The following is a 3,874-nucleotide window of genomic DNA, read 5'->3' as shown; positions in this document are numbered from 1 at the left end:
CGGCTAGACCTCCATAATCTCCTTGGTCTTACCGGTCATCAATTCTTCGATCAGCCCCTCATACTTTTTCGTCAGCTTGTCCATGGCCTCATGGCCTTTCTTGGCGTCATCCTCCGGCATGGTCCCACCCTTCTTCTCGGCATCGATCTTTTGAATCGCATCCCGCCGCACGTTGCGCAGTGCGATCTTCTGAGCTTCGGCCATCTTCTTAATCTGCGAGGCGATCTGCTGACGCCGCTCACCGGAAAGCGACGGAATCGGCAGGCGAATCACCTTGCCGTCCGACTGCGGATTGATCCCCAGCGCCGCCTCCTGAAGCCCGCGCTCGATATCTTTGAGCGTTGTCGGATCAAACGGCTTCACCAGCAGCATGCTCGCGTCAGGCGCGCTGATGGTCGCCAGGGCCTTGAGTTCCATCGGCGCCTCGCCGTAGGCCGGCACCTTCACTTTGACATGCTCGACAAGACCGGGCGAGGCGCGGCCGGTACGGACGCCCCGATACTCGTCCTTGAGAAACTTTACGGACTTTTCCATGGCCTCTTCGGCCTCAAACTCGATCTCGTCATAAGCCATTGGTCGCTCCTCGTGTGTGGTGCCCGCCGATATTCTCTCACCCCCGGCATTTTGTAAAGAGTCCCCAGTCCCATAGGTCGAAAATCTCGCGGCGCGGGCCACTTATCGCCTTGCCGCTGCGGCGCACAGAATCGTAGATTTGATCGCCGACCCGCCGTCGAGCTCGAATCCTCGCAGGAGCTCGCCGGGTTGGTATCCCTCGCACGAAGCAAAACCAAGGAGTGGTAGAAGCATGACAAACAGGATGCTAAGGAAAGTGAAACTTGCCGCGACCGTGATGTCCGCCGGACTGATGGGCAGCGTCTTCCAGGCCGGTGGCTGCACAATCAATATCGATCAGGAGCTGCTCAACCAGCTTTCGGGTCTTGTGGGCCAGTTTGGTGAGCGATTCACAAATGGTCCCGGAGGCGGTCCGCACGCCGGCCCTCACGGCTTCAACGAGGAATATGACGATTTCCCTGGATCTGAGTTCGACTAGCGTTCGAATTCGCCATTCGCATTCGCTATCGCGCCGTGCCGGCTTCGGTCCTTTTGGGCCGGAGCCGGCGTTATTTTGGGGAACCGAGTTAGAAAGGAATAATCGTCGCCGCACCAACCACCCTTGACCCCCTCCTCGCTCCTATGCAGAATCCTGATGCAATCTGGGAATCCCGGTTCATCCTCGCAATGGGAGTGCATCCGCATGAATCTTCATTTGAAATCCCTCGCCCCCCTTTTCCTCGTTTCGTCGGCCTTCCTCGCACTGACGCCTTCGGCTGTCCGGGCTGACGACGACATCGTCACCGTCAAAGTTCAGGGCCAGGGCATCGACGACGACAGCGCCATCAAGGACGGCTTGCGCAAAGCGATCGAACAGGGCGGCAAACAGGAGATCATGAGCAAGAGTCAGACGAAGGACTTCGCCCTGGAGTACGACGTCGTCCTCGCCCGCGCCGCCGGCATCGTCAAGCATTACGACATAACAGGTAAACGATCGTCGCTCGGCGTCACGACCGTCGACATCACCGCGCAAGTCAGTAAGTCGCTGCTTGACGCGACCTGGGGCGAGGTTGCCATTCTCCTCAAACAGCTCGGCCGCCCCAAGATCATGGTGGTCTTCACCGAGATCATTCACGACCTCGACCGCTCCGAATCAAGCCGGGAAGTCGTCCAGAAGGACAGCATCCTCGGCACTGCCATCGAGCGAAAGCTCCTGAAGCTTGGCTTCAAACTCGTGAATCCCGGGCAGATGAAAGAAATCGACCGCAAGAAGGCGGAGGTCGCGGCGGCCGAGAATGACACCGAAACCCTCAAGTCCCTGGCCATGAACTACGGTGCGCAGGTCTACATCAAAGGCGTATCGCGTGCATCCGGTCCTGAGCATACCACCGCCGCCGGCGTCAATCTGAACATGTGGGAAACCGACGTGACCATCCAGGGCTTCTGGACTGAGACCGCTGACTCGATCTTCTCAAACACCATGACCGGCGTACGCGGCGGGTCGCGCGTCGCCGGGCCGATCGGCGGCCGGCAGGCATTGGAAAAGTCGGGAATGAAGCTCGCCGACGCAAGCGTTTACGACCTGCTCGAATCATGGACCCGCGGCACAGCCGGCGGCGTCGGTGATGTCATTCTGGAAGTGAGCAACGTCGCCGACGTGAAGCAGGGAATCCTCATCAAGAAGGCCCTCGCTGAAATCCCCGGCATCGAGGAAGTGGTGAAGGACGGCGCCAAGGGCGTCGTAAAGTACACCTGCCAGACCAACATGAACGCCGAGACGCTCACCGAGCACCTCATCGAGGCGACCTTCCAGGGTTTTGAATTGGACATCACCGACCAGAAGGCACGCACCGTTGTCGCGCGCGTGAAGTAATGTTCCCGCTTTGTAAAGTCAACGTTGCCCTGGAGAATGACAACGCCACCGGATAGGGCGCCTGCGCCACGCCGCTCCCTGCGTGTCAATGTCAGGCGTCTAGATTCCGACGAATGAAAGCCATAGGACCGGCGAACTGCGCCTCCGTCGGGTCGGCTTTGTCATTCCTTCGTCCACTCATCCAGCCAAGCCAACACCGTTTCATGCCACAGAATGCTGTTGGCCGGCTTGAGCACCCAGTGATTCTCATCCGGGAAGTAAAGGAACTTGCTGGGAATGCCGCGGCGCTGGCACGCCGTAAACGACGACAACCCCTGCGTATCGACCACGCGAAAATCGAGACCACCGTGGATCACGAGCATCGGCGTCTTCCAGTTCTTGACGAGATTGACGGGATTATGCTTCTGATAGCCCTCAGGGTTGTCCCACGGCGTGCCGTGATGTTCCCACTCCGGAAACCAAAGCTCCTCCGTGTCAAAGTAGGCCATTTGCTCGTCGATGTTGCCGTCGTGGCTGACCAGGCACTTGAATCGATCGGGCCACTTGCCCGCGATCCAGTTGATCATGTATCCGCCATACGAGGCGCCCAGCGCTGCGACGCGCTCGCCGTCCATCCACGAATACCGCTTGATCGCCTCCTCAAGCCCCAGCCGAAGATCTTCCAGCGGCTTGCCACCCCAGTCGTCCCGAATCGCATCGCAAAACGCTTGCCCGTAGCCGGTCGATCCGTGAAAGTCGATCATGACCGCCGCATAACCCGCCGCGGCGTAAGCCTGCGGATTCCATCGGTAGTGAAAATCATTGCCGAACGACCCCTGCGGCCCACCGTGAATCAGAAACGCGATCGGGTATTTCTTGTCCGCCGAGAAGTCGATCGGTTTCACCACATAGCCATAGACCTTTTCGCCGTTCCATCCGGCAAATGAGAATTGCTCCGCCTCACCCATCTTCGTCGCCGCGACGCGCTCATCATTGATGTGCGTGATGCGCTCAATGCCGGCCCCGTCGGGCTTCACGCTGTACAGTTCCGCCGGACCATTCAGGTGATTCATGGAGTAGACAATGCGCCCGCCGGAAACCTGCGGCCCCCCGATATGCCCCTCCCAGAGCACGACCTTGTCCTTTCCATCAACGGTATCGATCGCAAAAAGCGAGTGCTGCCCGACGTTGTCCGCCGTCGTGTAGATCGTCTTGCTATCAGATGACCAGCTCAATTCAGAGGCCGACCGGTCCCACAATTCGGTCAGCGTCTTCGCCTCGCCGTCGGGCCATGACTTGAGAATGATGCGCACCCGGTCCGCCTCGTAGCCCGCCTTTTCCATGGCCAGGTACGCGAGCGTCTTGCCGTCCGGTGAGAAAGCCGGTGCCGTATCCAATGCCTCGTTGGCCTCGGTCAAACAGCGCGGCTTCTGCGATCCATCCACCGGTGCGGCGTACAGATCCAGGTCT

Annotated in this window: 4 protein-coding genes; 2 read left to right on the top strand and 2 right to left on the bottom strand. The window is 59.2% G+C overall.

What is annotated here, in order from left to right; all coding sequences use genetic code 11:
• Positions 1-3: 3 nt before the first annotated feature.
• Positions 4-573, bottom strand: coding sequence for a ribosome recycling factor (gene frr / locus IT585_15355; GenBank protein MCC6964627.1), 570 nt, complete (start codon positions 571-573; stop codon positions 4-6).
• Between the two features lie 232 nt (positions 574-805).
• On the opposite strand from frr, the gene IT585_15350 reads away from it, so the two are divergent.
• Complete coding sequence (locus IT585_15350) at positions 806-1,051, top strand: hypothetical protein (GenBank protein ID MCC6964626.1); 246 nt, start codon at positions 806-808, stop codon at positions 1,049-1,051.
• Between the two features lie 204 nt (positions 1,052-1,255).
• The gene (locus tag IT585_15345; GenBank protein ID MCC6964625.1) at positions 1,256-2,425 is read left to right on the top strand and encodes a hypothetical protein; all 1,170 of its coding nucleotides are present in this window, start codon (positions 1,256-1,258) and stop codon (positions 2,423-2,425) included.
• A 161-nt stretch (positions 2,426-2,586) separates the two neighbouring features.
• On the opposite strand, the gene IT585_15340 is transcribed toward IT585_15345, so the two are convergent.
• On the bottom strand, positions 2,587-3,874 hold a 1,288-nt coding region (locus tag IT585_15340; protein MCC6964624.1), incomplete at its 5' end, for a S9 family peptidase.

This window comes from Candidatus Zixiibacteriota bacterium (assembly GCA_020853795.1).
Taxonomy (GTDB): Bacteria; Zixibacteria; MSB-5A5; order CAIYYT01; family CAIYYT01; genus JADJGC01.
Note: the sequence above shows the minus strand (reverse complement) of the source record. Positions and strands in the feature narration are given on the sequence as shown.